Raw genomic sequence first — 15,688 nt, 5'->3', positions numbered from 1 at the left:
CGCCGGGGATTTGCGTTGATTGGAAGACGCGTTGATCGTTACGCCGTCTTCGACTGTACAGGGCAGGGCATGACCGAACCGAGAATTGCCGTCCTGCTGCCCTGCTACAACGAAGAGGCCGCGATCGCGCAGACGGTAGCGGGGTTCCGCGCCGCGCTGCCCGGCGCGACGATCTACGTCTACGACAACAACAGCGCCGACCGGACGGTCGCGGTCGCCCGTGCAGCCGGTGCCGTCGTCCGGACCGAACGGATCCAGGGCAAGGGCGCGGTCGTCCGGCGGATGTTCGCGGACATCGATGCCGATATCTATGTGATGGCGGACGGTGACGCGACCTATGACGCGGCGTCCGCGCCGGCTTTGGTCGCGCGCGTGCTCGACGAGCAGCTCGACATGATCGTCGGATCGCGGATCAGCCAGGTCCAGGAAAGCTATCGCCGCGGGCACCGGTTCGGCAACGCGCTGCTCACCGGCATGCTCGCGCGGCTGTTCGGGCGCAGCTTCACCGATATCCTGTCGGGCTACCGCGTCTTCTCGCGGCGGTTCGTGAAGAGCTTCCCGTCGCTGTCGGCGGGGTTCGAGATCGAAACCGAGATCAGCGTCCACGCGCTCGAACTCAAGATGCCGATCGGCGAGGTCGAGACGCCCTATTTCGCGCGGCCCGAGGGGTCCGAATCGAAGCTGAGCACCTATGCCGACGGCTGGCGGATCCTGCGGACGATCATGACGCTGTACCGGATCGAGCGGCCCTTGTGGTTCTTCGGCGCGATCGGCGGGGCGTTCGCGCTGCTCGCGCTGTTGCTCGGCATCCCGCTGGTGCTGACCTATCTCGAAATCCATCAGGTGCCGCGCTTCCCGACCGCGATCCTGATCACCGGGCTCGGGATCTTTGCCGCGCTGAACGTCTTTACGGGGCTGATCCTCGACACGGTCGTCCGCGGACGCCGCGAGGTTCGGCGGCTGGCCTACCTGGCCTACCCCGCGCCTGGCGTCTGACTCCCTCTCCCCGAGGGACGGGGGGTAGGTGGTTCTCCTGACGGGTAGCAGGGCTTGAACTCCCCCGTGCGAGCGCCGATGTTGGCGGTTCACTGGGGCATAAGAGAGATTTCCATGCACAATCCGTTCGAGACCGGCGATTTCGCGAGCCCGTTGGCCAGCGCCGGGCTCGGCCTGCAGCAGACGCAAGCAGGCCTTGTTCCCATCGTTATTGAGCAGTCGAACCGCGGTGAGCGCTCGTTCGACATCTTCTCGCGCCTGCTCCGCGAGCGCATCATCTTCGTGACGGGCGGCGTCGAGGACGGCATGGCCTCGCTGATCACCGCTCAGCTCCTCTTCCTCGAGTCCGAGAACCCGAAGAAGGACATCTTCATGTACATCAACTCGCCGGGCGGTGTCGTCACGGCGGGCATGGCGATCCATGACACGATGCGGTATATCCGTCCGCGCGTCGGCACGGTGTGCATCGGCCAGGCCGCCTCGATGGGCAGCTTCCTGCTCGCGAGCGGTGAACCCGGCATGCGCGTCGCGATGACCAACGCGCGTATCATGATCCATCAGCCATCGGGCGGTGCACAGGGCATGGCGAGCGACATCGAGATCCAGGCGCGCGAGATCCTGCGCATCCGCAAGCGGATGAACGAGCTCTATTCGCAGTATACGGGTCAGCCGATCGAGGAGATCGAGCGTCGCATGGACCGCGACACCTTCCTCGAAGCGAACGAGGCGAAGGATTTCGGTCTGGTCGACGAGGTTTTCGACAAGCGTCCCGCCCCCGCGGACGACGCGGCGAAGCCTGCATAAGGCGAATCGTAAGCCTGGCGGGTTTATTTGATTGTAGGATATCCGGGGTGCGTTACGATGACCGCCCCGGAAACGGCACGCGCACCGACATGCGCGAGAGGTGATTGAATGACGAAGCTGAGCGGTGGCGACTCGAAGAGCACCCTCTATTGCTCGTTCTGCGGCAAGTCGCAGCACGAGGTGCGCAAGCTGATCGCCGGGCCGACGGTCTTCATCTGCGACGAGTGCGTCGAGCTATGCAACGACATCATCCGTGAGGAAACGAAGTCGGCGCTGGTGTCCAAGAAGGACGGCGGCGTGCCGACTCCGCAGGAGATCTGCGACGTCCTCGACGATTATGTGATCGGCCAGAAGCGCGCCAAGCGCGTCCTGTCGGTGGCGGTGCACAATCACTACAAGCGGCTCAACCACGGCGCCAAGGGTGCCGATGTCGAGCTGTCAAAGTCGAACATCCTGCTCGTCGGGCCGACGGGTTGCGGCAAGACGCTGCTCGCGCAGACGCTCGCCCGCATCCTCGACGTGCCGTTCACGATGGCCGACGCGACGACGCTGACCGAGGCCGGCTATGTCGGCGAGGACGTCGAGAACATCATCCTCAAGCTGCTCCAGGCCTCCGACTACAATGTCGAGCGGGCGCAGCGCGGGATCGTCTATATCGACGAGATCGACAAGATCAGCCGCAAGGCGGAGAACCCCTCGATCACGCGCGATGTGTCGGGCGAGGGCGTTCAGCAGGCGCTGCTCAAGCTTATGGAAGGCACGACGGCGAGCGTTCCTCCGCAGGGCGGTCGCAAGCATCCGCAGCAGGAATTCCTGCAGGTGGACACAACCAACATCCTGTTCATCTGCGGCGGTGCATTTTCGGGTCTCGAAAAGATCATCGGCGATCGCCTTCAGGGCAAGTCGATCGGCTTCGGCGCCTATGTCGCCGGACCGGACGAGCGCAAGACCGGCGAGACGCTGAAGTCGGTCGAGCCAGAGGATCTGCTCAAGTTTGGGCTCATCCCCGAGTTCGTCGGTCGTCTGCCGGTGATCGCAACGCTCGAGGATCTCGACGTCGACGCGCTGGTGAAGATCCTGAAGGAGCCGAAGAACGCGCTGGTCAAGCAGTACCAGAAGCTGTTCGAGATGGAGGACGTCGCGCTCGGCTTTACCGACGACGCGCTCGTCTCGGTCGCCAAGAAGGGCATCGAGCGCAAGACCGGTGCACGCGGGCTTCGCTCGATCCTCGAGAGCATCCTGCTCGACACGATGTTCGACCTGCCCGGCATGGACGGCGTCGACGAGGTGATGATCGACAAGGACGTGATCGAGGGCCGCAAGGAACCGATCCGCGTCTATGCCGAGAAGAAGAAGGCCGGCGACGCGGCCTGATCCGCGGCGATACCGGTGAGGAAGGGGCGTCGAGCGATCGGCGCCCTTTTTTTTGTTCCGGGAAGGCGCTTCATTGTCCGTCATCCTGACAAACGTGAGGATGACGGGGCGTGCGTTCGCGGCCGCGTGGGCGGTGGATCGTCAGCGGGACGGACCCTTATCGGGGCGTCGGGCATTCGTTGTCTTAGTGCAACGAGGGAGACCGCATGACGATCGAGGTGGCTGAACAACCGAAGGTAACGGTGGTGGAGACGATGCCGGACCGGCTGGCATTGCCGGTCTGGACGCTGATCGCACCCGGCCTGGGGCTCGTCGCGGTGCTCTTCGGCCTCGCCAAGATGGGGTCGATCGGGACGGCGGCGGCGATCGTGGTGCTAATCGCCAGCGTACTCGCCGCGGTCCATCATGCCGAGGTCATCGCGCATAAGGTCGGCGAGCCGTTCGGCACGCTCGTGCTCGCGATCGCCGTGACGGTGATCGAGGTGTCGCTGATCGTGTCGCTGATGCTGTCGGATGCCGGCGACGCTGCGGCGCTCGCGCGCGACACGGTGTTCGCGGCGATCATGATCATCCTCAACTTTATCATCGGGCTCTGCCTGCTCGCGGGCGCGGTGCGGCATCACGAACAGCGTTTCACGTTGAAGGGGATGAGCGCCGCGCTGGGCGTGCTGGCGGCGATGTCGGTGCTGTCGCTCATCCTGCCCAATTACACCTCGTCGACGACCGGGCCGACCTATGCGCCGTCGCAGCTGGTGTTCGTCGCGATCATCTCGCTGGTGCTCTACGGCACGTTCGTGCTGGTCCAGACGGTCCGTCACCGCGACTATTTCCTGCCCTCGGCTGACGACATGGAGACGCACGCGCACGCCGCCCCGCCATCGCAGCGCGCGACGGGAATCGCGTTCGGGATGCTGCTCGCCGCACTGGTGTCGGTCGTCCTGCTTGCCAAGACGCTGTCGCCGACGATCGAGGCCGCCGTGCTCGGCGCGGGCCTGCCGCTCGCCGTCGTCGGGGTGGTGATCGCCGCGCTGGTGCTCGCGCCCGAGAGCCTGGCCGCATACAAGGCGGCGCGGCGCAACCGGTTGCAGACCAGCCTCAACCTCGCGCTCGGCTCCGCGCTGGCGACGATCGGGCTAACGATTCCGAGCGTTGCGATCGTCTCGCTGGTGCTCGACCTGCCGCTTGCGCTGGGGATCGACGCCAAGGGGATGACGCTGCTCGCGCTGTCGCTTTTCGTGGCGACGCTGTCGCTCGGCACCGGACGCACGACCGTGCTGCAGGGCGTCCTCCACCTCGTGATCTTCGCCGCCTATCTGTTCACGACGGTCGTGCCCTAGGGGCGCTTATCCGTCACCCACTCCGTCATCCTGACGTTCTTCAGGATCACGGCTGGGGTGGTATCCGCGAGTGACTTGCATTAGCATCGCCCCAGCGGGTTTCGACCCAATAAGCGGGAGAGCGGATGTGAAGACGGCATGGATGGGCGCAGCGATGCTCGCGCTGATGGCAGCAGGCGCGGCGGATGCGCATGAAGTGTGGGTCGAGCGCGACGGGGCAGGACCCGCGCGGATCTATCTCGGCGAGCCCGCCGAACCGATGCCCGTAGGCGGCGATCCCGAATTCGCCAATCTGAAGGCCCCGCGAATCGTCGCGCCAGCCGCAGCCGCGCTGGTTCGCAAGGCCGGGTTCCTCGAGGCGCAACTGCCCGCGGGCGACGTGCATGTCTGGGACGACGACGTGTTCGCGCCCTGGGGCGATCCGGGCAAGCGCGAGGGCATCATCTACTACGCGCGCGCCGGTCGTGCCGATCCGCGCACCAAATTGCCGTTCGAGATCGCACCCGCGACCGCGAACGGGACGCGCTTCGTCCTGACGCGCGAGGGGAAGCCGGTCGCGGGCGCGAAGGTCACGCTGATCTCGCCGACGCGCGTCTCGACCGAGCTGGTCACCGATGGCGCAGGTGCGATCACACCGCCGCTCGTCGAGAAGGGCCGCTATCTGCTGTCCGCCGCCGCCAAGGATATGACCGAGCACAGCCTGCCGCGCGGGCCCGTGACGACGCTCCACCGGATCACGACGACCAGCTTCACGCTCCCCTGAGACCGCGCGCCAGCTTTGCCGCCGGTCGCGTCAGCGCGCGCGTTGCCGGGCGGCGAGCGCAAGGCCCGCGGCGATCTGGACGACGGCATAGAGGCGGCGGCGGCCCGGGCGGTCGACGAACGGCTGGACCAGCGCCTCGGTGCCGAGCGCGTCCTCCTTCCACAGATCGACGTGGCGCCGCGGTTGGAGCAGCCCGAGCAGCCCGTCGCCCACCATGAAGATCGCCGCCATCTCCGCGGCGCGGGCGGGCCACAGGTTCTCCTGCGCACGCAAGAGCCCAGGGTCAGGCGCGGCGACGGTTGCGGCTGCTGGGCCTCCGCTTTCGCGAGGGACCGGGGACGCGTCGGTCATTGCGGTTTCGCCTTCGCTGCCTGTGCGGATTTCCATGCGGCCACCTCCTCGAGCGCGATGCTCCGGCGCAGGACCAGCGCATCGGGGTCGATCACGACATGCGCGCCCTTCGGCACGGCGAGCGTCGCGGTGCCCGTCGTCATCGGCAGCGTCCGGGTCTTGCCGTCGATCTGAACCTCGACCGGCAGCGGGAAGCGGCCATTGCCCGGCACCTTCCACGCCAGCGTCAGCATGGTGCCGGTGCGCGTCTCGATCAGCTCGGGCAGCGCCGCCTGGCGGAGATACACGTCGAAGAACCAGCCATAATCCTTGCCGGTGACGCGGCGGACGATCGCCTCATACTCCTTGGTCGAGCCGAAGCGGGGGGTGAAGTTGCCGGGCTTCGGATCGGGGCGGCCATAGACCGCGCGGCGCGTCACGTCGAAAAAGGCGGTGTCGCCGATCAAGCCGCGCAGCGTGTGCAACATCCACGACCCCTTGTTGTAGATGTCCTGTCCGGCGCCGCCCTTGTCGAGCTCGTACACCTCCTCCTCGGTGGTGATCCGCTGCTGGGTCATCGGCATGCGGTTCATGATCGCCCCGCGCTCACCCTGCAGCATCGTCGCATAGCGCGCGCGCCCCTCACGCCACTGGCCGTAGAGCGGCTGCATATAGGTGCCATAGCCCTCATGCAGCCAGTAATCGTCCCAGTTGGCGGCGGTCAGCTGATTGCCGAACCATTCATGCGCGAACTCGTGCTGGAACAGCCAGTCGAACCCCTCGGGCGCCTTGGCATAGTCGTTGCCGTACGCGTTGATCGTCTGGTGCTCCATGCCCTTGTGCGGCGTCTCGACGACGCCCAGCTTCTCGTCGCCGAACGGGTAGGGGCCGATCATGCTCTCGAAAAAGTCGAGCGTCGGGGCGAATTCGGCGAACAGCTTTTCCGCCTGCGGCTTCTCGCCGGGCAGATACCAGTAAAACATCGGAATGCTGTTGCCGAAGCGGCTCTTATAGGTGCCGCGGACCTCCTCATACGGCCCGACATTCAGCGCGATGCCGTATGTGTTGGGGTGCTTCGCGCGCCAGTTCCAGGTTGTGCGACCGTCGGCGAACGTGTCGACGCCCACCAGCACGCCGTTCGACGGCGCCTTCAGCCCCTTGGGTACGGTGATGTGGAGATCGACCAGCGCAGGCTCGCCGGTCGGGAAGTCGAGGCACGGCCAGAACAGGTCGCAGCCATAGCCCTCCGCGGTGGTCGCGAACCAGGTGCGCCCGTCGGGGGTCTTCGACCAGACCATCCCGTCGTCCCACGGCGCCTTCACCGCGACATGCGGCGTGCCGCCATAGGTGATCGTCGCGCTCACCTTCCCGCCCGCCGGCACCGGCCGGGGCAGCGTGATCGTCAGCCGCCCCTCCGGATTGGTCCAGGCGGAGGCTGGCAGCGCGACGCCATCGATCGCGATGGCGGTCACCGGCAGGTTGCGGTCGAGATCGATCGGCAGCCGCGCGACCGGCGCACGCGCGGTGAAGCGCAGCGTCGCGACGCCGTTCAGCCGCTGCGCATCGGGCAGCACCTCGAAGGCAAGGTCGGCATGGTCGAACTGCAGCGCGGTCTGTTCGGGGGTGAGCACGCCCCCCGAACGCTGCGTCTGCGCGGTTATCGCGGGTTCGCCCTTGCGCGGCAGCTGCGCGGAGGCCGGGGGGATGGCGAGCAGCGCGGTGCAGCTGGCGGCGAGGAGGAGGCGCGGGATCATGCGGCGCGTTCTCGCGCGGTGGCCCGATCGACACAAGTCCGGCCGGCACAAGGGCGTTACGGAATCCGCACGATACTGCGTTATGCCACGGTTCGGACCGCGCTTCGGCGATTACGTAGCCCGGCGATTGATGGATCCGCCATCCTCACCATATAATGAGCTGACGCCGACCTTGTTCGGTCCGGTACCGGAGCTTGCATGACCCACTATCCCGTTCTTCCGCTACGCGACATCGTCGTGTTTCCGCACATGATCGTTCCGCTGTTCGTCGGCCGCGAGAAATCGGTCGCGGCGCTCGAGGCGGCGATGGCGGCAGAAAAGGAGATCTTCCTGGTCGCGCAGCTCGACCCGGCCGAGGACGATCCCGCGCGCGACGATCTCTACACGATGGGCGTGACCGCGACCGTGCTCCAGCTGCTCAAGCTGCCCGACGGCACGGTACGCGTGCTGGTCGAAGGCAAGGTTCGCGCGACGCTCGAGACGCTCGACGAGAGTGGTGACTTCCTCACCGCCGAAGTCGCGACGGTCGCCGATGCCGAGGTCGAGGGTCCCGAGATCGCTGCGCTGATGCGCTCGGTCGTTGACCAGTTCGAGAACTACGCCAAGCTCAACCGCAAGCTGCCCGCCGAGACCGCGACCCAGCTGTCCGAGATCACCGAGGCCGCCCGGCTGTCCGATGCCGTCGTTGCCAACATCCAGATCAAGGTCGCCGACAAGCAGGCGATGCTGATGCAGACCGACCCCGCCAAGCGCCTCGAAATGGCGTTTGCGGCGATGGAGGGCGAGCTCGGCGTCCTGCAGGTCGAGAAGAAGATCAAGAGCCGCGTCAAGCGCCAGATGGAGAAGACGCAGCGCGAATATTACCTCAACGAGCAGTTGAAGGCGATCCAGCGCGAGCTCGGCAACGAGGGCGATGAGGGTGAAGGCGACGAGATCGCCGAGCTGACTCAGAAGATCGCGACGCTCAAGATGAGCAAGGAAGCGCGCTCGAAGGCGACCGCCGAACTCAAGAAGCTGAAGACGATGGCGCCGATGAGCGCCGAGGCGACCGTCGTGCGCAATTATCTCGACGTGCTGCTGGGGCTCCCTTGGGGCAAGAAGTCGAAGATCAAGAAGGACATCTCGGCGGCCCAGGCGGTGCTCGACGAGGACCATTATGCGCTCGAGAAGGTCAAGGACCGGATCATCGAATATCTCGCGGTCCAGGCGCGCACCAACAAGCTGAAGGGGCCGATCCTGTGCCTCGTCGGCCCTCCGGGCGTCGGCAAGACCTCGCTCGGCAAGTCGATCGCCAAGGCGACCGGGCGCGAGTTCATCCGCCAGTCGCTGGGCGGCGTGCGCGACGAAGCCGAGATCCGCGGGCATCGTCGCACCTATATCGGCTCGCTGCCGGGCAAGATTGTCACCAACCTGAAAAAGGCGGGTGCGTCGAACCCGCTGTTCCTGCTCGACGAGATCGACAAGCTCGGCCAGGATTTCCGCGGTGACCCGGCGTCGGCGCTGCTCGAGGTCCTCGATCCCGAGCAGAACGGCAAGTTCCAGGATCATTATCTGGAGATCGACCTCGATCTGTCGGACGTGATGTTCGTGACGACCGCGAACACGCTCAACCTCCCCCAGGCGCTGCTCGACCGGATGGAGATCATCCGTCTCGAGGGCTATACCGAGGACGAGAAGGTCGAGATTGCCGAGCGGCATCTGATCGCCAAGCAGATCGAGGCGCACGGCCTGAAGGACGGCGAGTTCGTCCTGACGCAGGAGGGCCTGCGCACGTTGATCCAGCAATATACCCGCGAGGCGGGCGTGCGTACGCTCGAGCGCGAGATCGCCAAGCTCGCGCGCAAGGCGCTGCGCCGGATCCTCGAGGGCAAGGCGACGAGCGTGACGATCACGCCAGACAACATCGCCGAGTTCGCAGGCGTGCAGAAATATCGCCACGGCCTGTCCGAGACGGAGAACCAGATCGGCGCGGTCACCGGGCTTGCCTGGACCGAGGTCGGCGGCGAATTGCTGACGATCGAAAGCGTCACCGTGTCGGGCAAGGGCGCAGCGAAGCTGACGGGGACGCTCGGCGACGTGATGAAGGAATCGATCGAGACCGCGTTCAGCTACGTCAAGGCACGCGCGCCGAGCTATGGCATCAAGCCGTCGCTGTTCAACCGCAAGGACATCCACATCCATCTGCCCGAAGGCGCGACGCCCAAGGACGGTCCGTCGGCGGGTGTCGGGATCGTCACGTCGATCGTCTCGACGATGACCGGCGTGCCGGTGCGGCGTGAGGTGGCGATGACCGGCGAGGTGACGCTGCGCGGTCGCGTGCTGCCGATCGGCGGGCTGAAGGAAAAGCTGCTCGCGGCGCTGCGCGGCGGGATCACCACCGTGCTCATCCCGCAGGAGAACGAGAAGGACCTCGCGGACATTCCGGCGAACATCAAGGAGGGGCTGAAGATCATCCCCGTCAGCCATGTCGACGAGGTTTTGCGGCTTGCCCTGACCGAGCCGCTCGAGGCGATCGAGTGGACCGATGCGGACGAACTGGCGGCCTTGCCGCCCGCGCCGATCCCGCCGGTCGGGGGTGGTCTTCACCACTGAGCGCATCCGGCGCGGTATTTCGCCGCGTCACGATGGCCGATACCGAACCGCGCGGTTAGAGCATCGCGCGGCGGTTTCGTTTGACAGCAGACGATACCGCCGCGTTACTGCCTGGAGATTGGCGCCGCGATTCCATCGCTGCCGATTCGGTATTTGTTTGGGGGATTAACTGTATGAACAAGCAGGAACTGATCGCGACGGTCGCGGACACGTCGGGGCTGGTCAAGGGCGATGCGGTCAAGGCCGTCGAAGCCGTTTTCGACGCGATTTCGGCCGCGCTGAAAAAGGGCGAGGAAGTCCGGCTGGTCGGGTTCGGCACCTTCTCGGTCTCGAAGCGCAAGGCCTCGACGGGACGCAACCCGCGCACCGGTGAGCCGATGACGATCAAGGCATCGACCCAGCCCAAGTTCAAGGCGGGCAAGGGGCTGAAGGATTCGGTCAACTGATCGACCGATCATGACCGACAGGGCTGGACAGCGCGGCATACCGCGCTTAAAGGCCCGCTTCCGAACCAGTTTCGGGCGCGTAGCTCAGCGGTAGAGCACACCCTTCACACGGGTGGGGTCACAGGTTCAATCCCTGTCGCGCCCACCAGATTTACGCCGGTCCTCTCCATTGCGAGCGGGCCGGCGTTTCTGTTTTCGGGGTTCTTTCAGTGCCTTAGTCGATCTTTGGCGCTTCTATGATCGACTGCGTGAATGTACTAGATCGGCATTCTGCATTTCACGCTGCGCCGCAGCATCCCATATATGATGCGTCGCACAATTCTAAGGAGCTACCCCATGTCGATCATCGGCACCCAGCTGAAGCCGTTCACCACCCAGGCCTATCGCCAGGGCAAGTTCATCGAGGTGTCGGACGCCGACGTCACGGGCAAGTGGGCGGTCTTCTTCTTCTACCCGGCCGATTTCACGTTCGTCTGCCCGACCGAGCTCGAGGATCTGGCCGACAATTATGCCGCGTTCCAGAAGATGGGCGTCGAGGTCTACAGCGTGTCGACCGACACCCATTTCTCGCACAAGGCCTGGCACGACACGTCGCCGGCGATCGGCAAGATCGATTACACGATGCTGGGCGATCCGTCGGGCACCATCACGCGCAACTTCGACGTGATGCGCGAAGGCCAGGGCCTGGCCGATCGCGGCACCTTCGTCGTCGATCCGCAGGGTGTGATCCAGCTGATGGAGATCACCTCGGAAGGCGTCGGCCGCAACGCGATGGAGCTGCTGCGCAAGGTCAAGGCCGCACAGTATATCGCAGCGCACCCCGGCGAGGTCTGCCCCGCCAAGTGGGAAGAGGGTGAGACCACGCTCGCCCCGTCGCTCGATCTCGTCGGCAAGATCTGAGCCGCTGACGGAACCGGTCGCCCGGCTTCGTCACCCAAGGGGGAGGGGTTCGCTCCTTCCCCGGCCTGCCGGACTTCGGTCCGGCAGCCACCCTGCCGCATGACATCCGGTGTCGTGCGGCACGGTGGACCCCGGACCCGGTCCGGGGTGACGATTTTCGCGACGGCAGCCTGCCGCGCGTCCCTTTCATCAGACAGGAGAGCGTCCGTGCTCGATGTGAACCTTACCGCGCAGCTCAAGACCTATCTGGCGAACATCGTCAAGCCGATCGAACTCGTCGCCTCGCTCGACGACGGCGCCAAGTCGCGCGAGCTCGAGGGCCTGCTGACCGAGATCGCCGCGCTGTCCGATTCGGTGACGATGGTCCGCAAGGACGACGACAAGCGCCGCCCGTCCTTCATGATCCGCCGCGCCGGGACCGATATCGGCGTGCGCTTCGCCGGCATCCCGATGGGGCATGAGTTCACTTCGCTGGTGCTCGCACTGCTTCAGGTCGGCGGGCATCCGTCGAAGCTGACGCAGGGGGTGATCGAGCAGGTCCGCGGGCTCGACGGCGATTTCGCGTTCGAGACCTATTTCTCGCTCAGCTGCCAGAACTGCCCAGAGGTGGTCCAGGCGCTGAACCTGATGAGCGTGATCAACCCGCGGATCAGCCATGTCGCGATCGAGGGCGGCGTGTTCCAGGACGAGGTCACGAACCGCAACATCCTGTCGGTGCCGGCGATCTTCCTCAACGGCGAGCCGTTCGCGCAAGGCCGGATGAGCGTCGAGCAGGTCGTCGCGAAGCTCGACACGGGCAGCACCGCGCGCGCGGCGGAGAAGATCGCGGGCAAGGATCCGTTCGACGTGCTCGTCGTCGGTGGCGGCCCCGCCGGTGCGGCAGCGGCGATCTATGCCGCGCGCAAGGGCATCCGCACCGGAATAGCGGCAGAGCGCTTCGGCGGCCAGGTGCTCGACACCATGTCGATCGAGAACTTCATCTCGGTCGCGCATACCGAGGGGCCCAAGCTCGTCGCGCACATGGAGCAGCATGTCGCCGAATATGGCGTCGACGTGATGAACCTGCAGACCGCCAGCAAGCTGATCCCTGCGACCCAGGTCGGCGGCCTGCACGAGGTGGAGCTTGCGAGCGGCGCGTCGCTGAAGGCGCGGACCGTGATCCTGTCGACCGGTGCGCGCTGGCGCCAGATGAACGTGCCGGGCGAGGAGGCGTATCGCAACAAGGGCGTGACCTATTGCCCGCATTGCGACGGCCCGCTGTTCAAGGGCAAGCGCGTCGCGGTGATCGGCGGCGGCAATAGCGGCGTCGAGGCGGCGATCGACCTGGCGGGCCTCGTCGCGCATGTCACGCTGATCGAGTTCGACAGCGACCTGCGTGCGGACGCGGTGCTCCAGCGCAAGCTCGCCAGCCTGCCCAACGTCAAGGTCGTCACCTCGGCGATGACCACCGAGGTGCTCGGCGACGGCAAGCAGGTGACGGGGCTCAGCTATAAGGACCGCAACCACGACACGCTGCATCAGGTCGAGCTCGAGGGAATCTTCGTCCAGATCGGACTGGTGCCCAACACCGAATGGCTGACCGACACGGTCGCGCTGACGATGCGCGGCGAGATCGAGGTGGATCACCGCGGCGAGACGTCGATCCCCGGCGTGTTCGCGGGCGGCGACGTGACGACGGTGCCGTTCAAGCAGATCGTGATCGCGATGGGCGAAGGCTCGAAGGCGGCACTGGCGGCATTCGACTACATGATCCGGCTCGCGCCCGAAGAGCAGGACGCGCTCGCAGCCTGAGGGCGGGGGGCTTCTCCCCCGTCCGTCATCCGGGACCCAGGGTCACGCGCGCTGGCGTCCGTGGCTCTCGCTCCTGACGTTCGTCAGGATGACGGTGTGTGGGGTAAGCGTCACCCGCCTTCGTCATCCTGGACTTGATCCAGGATCCAGAGTTGCAGGCGGTGGCGCGTGTGACTCTGGGTCCTGACGTTCGTCAGGATGACGGTGTGGCAAGGCGCCGGCCGAAAATCCCGCCAGCGCAAAAGAAAAAAGGCCGGAGAATTCCCCGGCCGTTTCCTCACTTCTTCTTGGCTTTGCGCGCCGCATATTTGGCGTCGCGGAGTGCCTTCTTGTCGGCGTCGGACATTTGCGACTTGGCTTCGGCCTCGAGCGCGCGGGCTGCGGCTTCGGCGGCGGCGGCCTTCTTGGCAGCCTTGGCCTCCTCTTCGGCATCGCGCTTGGCCTGGCGCTTGGCGCGCTCGGCCTCCTCCTTGGCGGCGCGGGCGGCGGCGCGCTCGGCAGCGACCGCCGGATCGATCGCAGGCTTGGCGCGCAGTTTCTCGAGCGCCTTCAGCTTCGCGTCGTTCGCAGAGGCGGTACGTTCCTGAAAACCGGGGTCCTTGAAAGAGGCCATACTCGTCGAAAATTCCTGTAATCGCGGTGAAATCCGCGGGATTGCCCGGATAAGGGCCTTGCTAGCGTCCGTGCCCCTTAAATCATTGTGCCGCGCAGCGAAAGCGGGGTGATGCACCCCGGGCCCCGCGATACCGTCCGTCGTCGTCCCGCCCCGGCTCAGCGCGTACCTCGCGGCCCCGGTGTCACATTGCTGAAACACCGCCGTCACTCAGCCGTCATCGAAACCGCATCTCGCTGTCATCTACGCCGCCTAACCGCCGTTGAGAGATCGGCAGGGGGACCCGAGTCGATCCACGCAATCAATGATCGACCGGGAGTTCCGTGAATGACCAGCTTCAAGCGCATCGGCCTTATCCTGCTGACCAGCACCGCCTGTGCGGCGCTGTCGGCATGCGGAGGCGCGGACAGCGTCGCGTCGCCGGGTGCGGGCACCATCGTGATCCCGCCGGCAACGCCGACCCCGACGCCGACCCCCACGCCGACGCCGACGCCCAGCGCGATCACCGCGGCACAGTTCGCCGCCCCGACCACGGTCAACACCATCACGATCACGCCTGACGAGCAGCTCGCGGTCGTCAACGCCGGCACGAACAACAATGTCAGCGGCGTCAGCACCGGCCTGAACGGCCTGTATCCGACCTCGGCGACGTCGCTCACCACGCCGATGGATCCGTCGACGCTCAACAGCTTCTTCACCAGCACGAACTTCGTCGGCGCGCTCAACGGCCCGACCGACACCGCGTTCCAGGGCTGGACCTGCAACTCGACCTCGGCCGAATTCGGCGGCTCGGGCGCACGTTGCACCGCGGTGCCTTCGGTCGGCGCGGTCACCGCGACGAGCGTCTGCCCGACCGGCACGACCGATGACGGCCTGGTCGCGACGTTCCGCGCCTGCCGTCTGCCGACCGTGATAAGCGGCACGCTGACGCTGCCGAAGATTGCGGGCGTCTTCTATCGCCTGCGCGGCCAGACCGAAATCGGCACCGATGTCGGCACGACCGGTGCGGACAATGGCGCGATCCTCAACATCGAGGCCGGCGTCGTGATCGCCGCGGATTCGAGCGAGACGACCAACGACCTGCTGATCGTCAACCGCGGGTCGAAGATCAACGCGGTCGGCACCGCCACCGCGCCGATCGTCTTCACCTCGCAGCAGAACCTGGCGTCGAACGGCGTCAGCGACGCGACGCAGGGCCAGTGGGGCGGGATCGTCATGCTCGGCCGCGCACCGGTCGCGGTCTGCGCCACCGGCACCGGCCCGAACAATGCCGCCGGCAGCAGCACGACCTGCCAGCAGGCGATCGAGGGTGTCACAGGGCGCTTCTATGGCGGCCCGACGGCCGCCGACAGCAGCGGCACGATGCAGTACGTCCAGATCCGCTACAGCGGCATCGCGATCAGCGACGGCAACGAGCTTCAGGGCCTGACGCTCGGCGGCACCGGCTCGGGCACCACGCTCAACCACATCCAGAGCCACAATTCGGCGGATGACGGCATCGAGATCTTCGGCGGCACGAGCAACCTGAAGTATATCGCGATCACCGGCGCGGACGATGACGGCTTCGATATCGACAATGGCTATCGCGGCTTCATCCAGTTCATGATCGCCGCCCAGCGCACGCTCGGTGCGACCGCCGACTCCTTCTCGACCGAGATCGATTCGAACAATGCCGAGGACCTGCTGCCGCGCACGTTCGGCCGCTACGCCAACTTCACCTTCATCCAGACCGCGCTGGCCCCGGCCGCGATCCGCCTGCGTGGTGGTGCGGACATGACCTTCGTCAACGGCGTGGTGAAGACCCCGGCGAACGTCGCCTGCGTCAACATGATCGCGGGCGAGCAGACGACGGGCGGCCGCACGACGGTCCGGCCGGCGGATGCCGCGCTGCAGGACGTCGGACCGCCCGCGTTCAGCTCGGTCTACTTCGCCTGCCAGGGCCGCTGAGGCGGGCGCCAATTGAATGCGCCGTGATGCCGGGGCGGTCC

13 protein-coding genes and 1 tRNA gene are annotated in these 15,688 nt (G+C 66.0%); 11 read left to right on the top strand and 3 right to left on the bottom strand.

The window, feature by feature from the left end; translation table 11 throughout:
• Positions 1-69 precede the first annotated feature (69 nt).
• The 5 genes from SOM18_RS09470 (at position 70) to SOM18_RS09450 (ending at position 5,274) form a co-directional block, all read left to right on the top strand.
• A complete protein-coding gene (locus tag SOM18_RS09470; protein ID WP_031438969.1) occupies positions 70-996 on the top strand; it encodes a glycosyltransferase family 2 protein in 927 nt (308 codons plus the stop codon).
• A 114-nt stretch (positions 997-1,110) separates the two neighbouring features.
• Positions 1,111-1,800 (top strand): ATP-dependent Clp protease proteolytic subunit, encoded by a 690-nt coding sequence (locus SOM18_RS09465; protein ID WP_031396413.1) that lies wholly within the window; start codon positions 1,111-1,113, stop codon positions 1,798-1,800.
• Between the two features lie 108 nt (positions 1,801-1,908).
• The gene (clpX, locus tag SOM18_RS09460; RefSeq protein WP_031396414.1) at positions 1,909-3,174 is read left to right on the top strand and encodes an ATP-dependent Clp protease ATP-binding subunit ClpX; all 1,266 of its coding nucleotides are present in this window, start codon (positions 1,909-1,911) and stop codon (positions 3,172-3,174) included.
• Between the two features lie 206 nt (positions 3,175-3,380).
• Complete coding sequence (locus SOM18_RS09455) at positions 3,381-4,511, top strand: calcium:proton antiporter (protein ID WP_200873997.1); 1,131 nt, start codon at positions 3,381-3,383, stop codon at positions 4,509-4,511.
• Between the two features lie 127 nt (positions 4,512-4,638).
• Positions 4,639-5,274 (top strand): DUF4198 domain-containing protein, encoded by a 636-nt coding sequence (locus tag SOM18_RS09450; protein ID WP_235188235.1) that lies wholly within the window; start codon positions 4,639-4,641, stop codon positions 5,272-5,274.
• Positions 5,275-5,304: 30 nt separating this feature from the next.
• Here the strand turns inward: SOM18_RS09450 and SOM18_RS09445 are convergent, their stop codons facing one another.
• Entirely contained in the window at positions 5,305-5,625 is a 321-nt protein-coding gene (locus SOM18_RS09445; protein ID WP_235188234.1) for a hypothetical protein, read from the bottom strand.
• Positions 5,622-7,358, bottom strand: a complete 1,737-nt coding sequence (locus SOM18_RS09440; protein ID WP_320481589.1) for a M1 family metallopeptidase — start codon at positions 7,356-7,358, stop codon at positions 5,622-5,624. The genes SOM18_RS09445 and SOM18_RS09440 overlap by 4 nt, the downstream gene beginning before the upstream one ends.
• A 198-nt stretch (positions 7,359-7,556) precedes the next feature.
• On the opposite strand from SOM18_RS09440, the gene lon reads away from it, so the two are divergent.
• The 5 genes from lon (at position 7,557) to ahpF (ending at position 13,087) form a co-directional block, all read left to right on the top strand.
• Entirely contained in the window at positions 7,557-9,950 is a 2,394-nt protein-coding gene (gene lon / locus SOM18_RS09435; RefSeq protein ID WP_031438964.1) for an endopeptidase La, read from the top strand.
• 173 nt (positions 9,951-10,123) lie between these two features.
• On the top strand, positions 10,124-10,396 hold the full coding sequence (locus SOM18_RS09430) for an HU family DNA-binding protein (protein ID WP_031438963.1): 273 nt from the start codon (positions 10,124-10,126) through the stop codon (positions 10,394-10,396).
• Positions 10,397-10,469: 73 nt separating this feature from the next.
• Positions 10,470-10,544, top strand: a tRNA-Val gene (locus SOM18_RS09425).
• A 188-nt stretch (positions 10,545-10,732) separates the two neighbouring features.
• Positions 10,733-11,296 (top strand): alkyl hydroperoxide reductase subunit C, encoded by a 564-nt coding sequence (gene ahpC / locus SOM18_RS09420; protein ID WP_031396422.1) that lies wholly within the window; start codon positions 10,733-10,735, stop codon positions 11,294-11,296.
• A gap of 207 nt (positions 11,297-11,503) precedes the next feature.
• Positions 11,504-13,087: an alkyl hydroperoxide reductase subunit F gene (gene ahpF / locus SOM18_RS09415; RefSeq protein WP_031438962.1), complete on the top strand. Its 1,584-nt coding sequence runs from the start codon at positions 11,504-11,506 to the stop codon at positions 13,085-13,087.
• Between the two features lie 277 nt (positions 13,088-13,364).
• On the opposite strand, the gene SOM18_RS09410 is transcribed toward ahpF, so the two are convergent.
• Positions 13,365-13,700, bottom strand: a complete 336-nt coding sequence (locus SOM18_RS09410; RefSeq protein ID WP_031396424.1) for a DUF6481 family protein — start codon at positions 13,698-13,700, stop codon at positions 13,365-13,367.
• A gap of 327 nt (positions 13,701-14,027) precedes the next feature.
• Between SOM18_RS09410 and SOM18_RS09405 the strand changes: the two genes are divergently transcribed.
• On the top strand, positions 14,028-15,647 hold the full coding sequence (locus SOM18_RS09405; RefSeq protein ID WP_031438961.1) for a hypothetical protein: 1,620 nt from the start codon (positions 14,028-14,030) through the stop codon (positions 15,645-15,647).
• The last annotated feature ends 41 nt before the right edge of the window (positions 15,648-15,688 follow it).

The organism is Sphingomonas sp. CFBP9019, from assembly GCF_034045155.1.
GTDB lineage: Bacteria > Pseudomonadota > Alphaproteobacteria > Sphingomonadales > Sphingomonadaceae > Sphingomonas > Sphingomonas aerolata.
The sequence above is the reverse complement of the archived record's forward strand: the minus strand, read 5'-3'. Positions and strand labels throughout refer to the sequence as shown.